Source organism: Aerococcus sp. HMSC23C02 (assembly GCF_001806805.1).
GTDB lineage: Bacteria > Bacillota > Bacilli > Lactobacillales > Aerococcaceae > Aerococcus > Aerococcus sanguinicola.
In genome coordinates this window covers 1-4,987 of the sequence record NZ_KV786047.1, presented here as the reverse complement: position 1 = coordinate 4,987, position 4,987 = coordinate 1, and the positions used below count along the sequence as shown (strand labels likewise).

The 4,987-nt window shown below is 45.6% G+C and carries 4 protein-coding genes; 2 read left to right on the top strand and 2 right to left on the bottom strand.

Annotated elements, in window-relative coordinates:
• Positions 1-192: 192 nt before the first annotated feature.
• Positions 193-1,215 carry a PTS sugar transporter subunit IIC gene (locus HMPREF3090_RS05905; RefSeq protein ID WP_067974983.1) on the bottom strand — a complete coding sequence of 341 codons (1,023 nt, stop codon included), beginning with the start codon at positions 1,213-1,215 and terminating at the stop codon, positions 193-195.
• A gap of 563 nt (positions 1,216-1,778) precedes the next feature.
• Positions 1,779-2,855 (bottom strand): PTS sugar transporter subunit IIC, encoded by a 1,077-nt coding sequence (locus HMPREF3090_RS05900; protein ID WP_067974979.1) that lies wholly within the window; start codon positions 2,853-2,855, stop codon positions 1,779-1,781.
• A gap of 285 nt (positions 2,856-3,140) precedes the next feature.
• On the opposite strand from HMPREF3090_RS05900, the gene HMPREF3090_RS05895 reads away from it, so the two are divergent.
• Together HMPREF3090_RS05895 and HMPREF3090_RS05890 are read left to right on the top strand one after the other, a co-directional pair.
• Positions 3,141-3,812 (top strand): helix-turn-helix transcriptional regulator, encoded by a 672-nt coding sequence (locus HMPREF3090_RS05895; protein WP_070486161.1) that lies wholly within the window; start codon positions 3,141-3,143, stop codon positions 3,810-3,812.
• 184 nt (positions 3,813-3,996) lie between these two features.
• On the top strand, positions 3,997-4,987 hold a 991-nt coding region (locus HMPREF3090_RS05890), incomplete at its 3' end, for a siderophore ABC transporter substrate-binding protein (protein ID WP_070486159.1).

The following is a 4,987-nucleotide window of genomic DNA, read 5'->3' as shown; positions in this document are numbered from 1 at the left end:
CAAGACGGCTTCAGCCGTTGTTGATCCTCTAAACATTTAAGGGACAAATTCAAAAGCGAAACGAATGCTCACTAACACAATTTATAAAAAAACCGTTATACTTACCCCTGATTGTAGCACGTTTCCCAGACCAAAAGCATGAAAAAAGCTAGGCTCCGTAGAAAAGCCTAGCTTTATTAGGTAAAAAGAATTCTAATAGTCACGTTCTGCTAATTCTTGCTTGGTGATGACTGGATAATTTCTGAAGACCTTGGCTCCTAAGAAACCAACAATAAGGTTAATCACAATCAAGGCCAAACCAACTAAGAGCACTTTCATGGCTGGGTTGTAGGCAAACATAACAGCAAAACCAGCGATTGGAGTGGCCGTCCCTGGGGTTTCGTTGACCATTTGTAAGAGGGCCACTAGAATCCCACTGCAGGCCCCACCCATAAAGTTTATTCCGTAGATTGGAATCGGGTTAGCAGAGGTCACATCTGCCTGGGTCAAAGGTTCAATGGCAAAAGCGATAGTATCTTTACGTTCACCGAGTTTTAAGTGGTGGAAGATCATGTAGTTCATGAAGGAAGACCCGAAGACAGCCATGGCGCCGATTGCCATTGGGGTCCCAGTTAGGCCGAGCATAGCGGTTAGGGCCATAGAGCTCAAAGGCGCGGTGGCCACCACGGTGATAACGCCGCCGAGGATGATCCCCATGATAACAGGGCTTGATTCGGAAGAAGCAATAAGGATTTCACCGATTTGGAGGAGTGAATTATCTACCAGCGGTGCGATGAAGAGGGCCAAGGCTCGGGTGAGTGGTGCGCTGACAATGATAATAAGAATGAGGTCCAAGCCACCAGGAATCTTTTTCTGCATCCATTTAACGAGGAAGGACACGAGATAACCGGCCAAGAAACCAGGTAAGATTCCTGTTCCCGAAGCTGCCAATCCCATGAGGACCGCATAGCCAGGTTGAACGCCAATAGCAATGGCAACTAAGATGGCGGCTGCCACCCCACTGAGCGCCCCATTGGCCATCCCCACTTCTTTGAGAAATTCTAGGCCGAGCACCGATCCGAAGAAGGAATCGTGGAAGGCTTCAACTAGGAAGCTGGCGCAAGCAGCCGATGCTAAGGCACCCATGGCCTTGGCGCCATATGGGGCTTTATAGTTAAAGAGTGTAAAGATAGCTAGTACAACTAGCAACCAAATGGTACCGACAATTATATCCATAGTTTTATCCTACTTTCTTAGTTTCTGACTCGCTGAACACTGCCCCTTGCCCCTAGTATAAGAGCTGATTGAATGATTCCGGCAAGAGAAGGCAGGGGTTCAGACAAAATGATAAATCGCTTACATTACTGATTAAAAGGAATTTTCCTGGGCCTCCTTTCCCATTCACAACTTGATAAAAGCTTATCATGAAAGCGCCATCAAAACAAATAATTTATTATTACAACGATAAACTTTTATTAATTTTTCCCGCTTTAATATGAGAATTTAAATGTGATAAAATTCAGACGATTCCTTGATCTAGTGAACAGATAAATCATTTAAGCCCTATAAATAAGCGACATAATGGTAATAGATAAAGATTAGTAAACACTCATTTCGAAAGCTATATAATAGAAAGAAAATGATAAATATAATGAGAAATTTTTTTGGACTTCTTTATGGATGCCTTCTTTTTGTTTTAAGATTGTATAAAAGCCCCGATTTCCCCTTTTCAACAGAGACTTTTAACGCAAAAAAGGAAGCAGGGTCTTCCCTAACTTCCTTAAAAAAACAGTTTTTTATTAGCTTGCTTGGTGGGCATAGTAGGCTTCTGAGGAGACACCCTCTGCTTCTTTAGAGTCAGCTTCTTCTTGGATATCGTCCAAACGATTGATTGGATAATTCTTAAAGCACTTGGCAGAAACAAAGGCAGTCACTAACCCAATAACGGCACAGGCAACGGCCATAATGACAACCTTCATGGCGGGGTTATAGGCGAACATCACGGCTAGGCCCGCGAATGGTGTAGCCGTAGAAGAGGCTTCGTTCACCATACCGGCAAGGGCTACAACAAGGCCGCACAAGCCGCCCCCAATAAAGTCAGCCAGATATACTGGAAGCGGATTGGCTGAGGTGAGGTCAACCTGGGTCTTGGCTTCTAAGAAGACAGCCAAGCTTTCACGTGGACCCCCGAGTTTCAACTCGCGGTAAGTCATCCAGTTAACGAAGGCTGAGCCAAAGACGGCCATGGTCGTTACCCCCATTGGTAGACCAGTCAGACCGAGCATGGCAGATAGGGCCATAGATGAGATGGGCGAGCTAGAAACCACTGCCATGATCCCACCAACGATAATCCCCATGATAGCTGGCGCGGCATTGGAGCTAGCTTCAATACTCTTACCGATATTGAGGAGGGCAGCTTCAACAACTGGCTCGCTGGCGATCGCAATGAAACGTGCCAGAGGAGCTACCACAATAATCATCACGAGTAGGTCCAGTCCAGCAGGCAATTTCTTCTCAATATATTGAAGGATCCAGTAGCAAGTGTAACCGGCAACCAGACCGGGAAGAATTCCCAGGCCAAAAGTAGCTGCCCCACAGAGCATAGCGGCCACTGGGGAAGCCCCTAAGGCAAGGGGAATCATGCAGGCTGCGGCGGCCCCACCCATAGAACCAGCCGCCATGCCGACCTCACTGAAGAAGTCGGCATCGAAGATATTGCCCACAAAGGAATTGAGGAAAGCTTCCACCAAGAGGGTTGCGCACGAAGCATCCGCAAACGCTCCCATGGTTTCACGACCTTTAGGAGCTTTGAAGGTAAAGAGCGTAAACAAGGCTAAGACAAGGATCAGGAGAGCCACTCCAATAATTAAATCCATATTTTTACTTCCTTCTTTCTGTATCTATATTTTTCACAGCGCTTACATTTTTGTTTCTGCAAGTCCTTTCACATTACAGTTATCAACTTTAACAATGATTATTATTAGGGTCAACGCTTTCAAGGTAGATAATAAAGATTTATTCCTCTTCCCATCACCCTCTCATCTCTAGCTTTTTTTCTTCTTATTCTCTAGCGGAACTTTGTTATTTTTTTCGTTTGCGCTATAATGAATTTAAATTTAAGCATCGATAATTAGCAGCGCCTTGTGAATGGAGGCCCATGAATGGATAAAGATCGACTCAAGCATTATATAGCCCTGGTACATTTTTTGGGAGAGGTCCTTGGCGACCAATTCGAAGTCGTACTCCATATTTATGATGGTAAACGCATGTATATTGCAGAAATTGTCAACGGCGAATTGAGCGGACGCAGCAAAGACTCCCCCATCACCAAGTTCGCCCTCGAATTAATGGAAAAGGAAGACTACCGCCAGCGCGATTACCTGGTCAACTACAAGACTCGAACCAAGGCCGGAAAAATACTCCAAGGTTCAACCTTCTTCATCAAGGATGATGAGAACCAACTCCAAGGGATGATTTGTGTCAATATGGATTATTCCAAACAATTTGATCTGGCCGACCATATTATTAAGACACTCAAGCTCCCCATCTCCATTAAGACCGCCCAATTAGCTGAAAAAGAGGAAGCTTTTTCTAGCGACTTCGCGGAGATCCTGTCCGAAAATGTAAACGATATTATCACTGAAATTATCGGCCCTGATCAAATCAAATCCAATCTCAACCTAAGCCCAGAAGCCAAGCTCGACATCATGCGCCGCTTGGAAGCCAAGGGCGTCTTCAAGATCAAGGGAGCTGTGCCCCAAGTGGCCAAGGCTTTAGGTGTTTCAGTGCCTTCTGTCTACCGCTACCGGCGCATGATCCAGAAGCAATCCTAGATATTTAAAGTGATTATAGTTTATGGGTTCTAAATTATATAAAGCCAGATTAAATTGGACTCATTCCCATCTGTTGAATTCTATAGTTTTTAAACAAAATCTCTGCTACAATAAGGTTGTCAATTGAAAACCTTTCTCAATTACGAGCGAGGTTTTCGAAAATAGCAAAGAAGAGGTTATTGATATGAAAGAAAAAGCATTAAAAGTTGCCCTTGTCTCCTTGTCTATGTTGGCACTCGGAGCCTGCAGCCAGGGAGAGTCTGGTCAATCTAGCCAGTCCAGCCAAGCGGAAAGCAGCCAAAGTGCGACTAGCCAGACGGAAGAAAGCACAAGTGCTAAAACGGATGCTAAGGCAGAAACCGTTGAAATCCAGGATGCTACAGGTAAGGTAGAAGTGCCTAAGAACCCACAAAAAGTGGTTGCCTTAGACAACCGGACCTTCCAAAGCTTAGAAGAATGGGGCATTAAACCTGTGGCCGTACCTAAAGATGTCATGCCTGGAAGCTCCGCCTTCGTTAAGGATGATTCCGTACAAAACATCGGCAACCACCGGGAACCTAACTTAGAAATCATTGCTGCTGAACAGCCCGACCTAGTGATTGTGGGCCAACGTTTTGCAGACTACTATGATGACATTAAGAAGTTAGTGCCAGAAGCCACGGTGATTAACCTAGACATTAATGTGAGCGAAGACAGCGAGCACCCTGGCCAAGACTTAGTGGATGGCCTGAAGAATTCGAGCCTGGCCTTGGGCAAGATCTTCGACAAAGAAGACGAAGCTAAGAAAGATGTCGAAGCATTTGACGCCTCTATTAAGCGGGCTAAAGAAGCCTATAATGGCGAAGATAAAGTGATGTCCCTAGTGGTATCAGGTGGCGAAATTGGTTTCTCAGCGCCACACTTTGGCCGGGTATGGGGCCCACTCTACGATATCTTCGACTGGAAACCAGCCCTCGAAGTGGCTAATGAGTCTTCTGACCACAAGGGGGACGATGTTTCCGTAGAAGCCATTGCCGAAAGCAACCCTGACTGGCTCATGGTTCTCGACCGCGATGCAGCCATTTCTAAGCCTGGTGAAAAATCTCAGCCAGCCAAAGATGTGCTCGAAAATGCCAAAGCCCTGGCTAATACGACAGCCGTTAAGGATCAAAAGATCGTCTACGCCCCAGAAGATA

What these genes read in the sequence shown, in the direction of transcription:
- HMPREF3090_RS05900 (WP_067974979.1), bottom strand. Translation starts at nt 2,855, where the DNA reads ATGGATTTAATTATTGGAGTGGCTCTCCTGATCCTTGTCTTAGCCTTG.
- HMPREF3090_RS05905 (WP_067974983.1), bottom strand. Translation starts at nt 1,215, where the DNA reads ATGGATATAATTGTCGGTACCATTTGGTTGCTAGTTGTACTAGCTATC.
- HMPREF3090_RS05895 (WP_070486161.1), top strand. Translation starts at nt 3,141, where the DNA reads ATGGATAAAGATCGACTCAAGCATTATATAGCCCTGGTACATTTTTTG.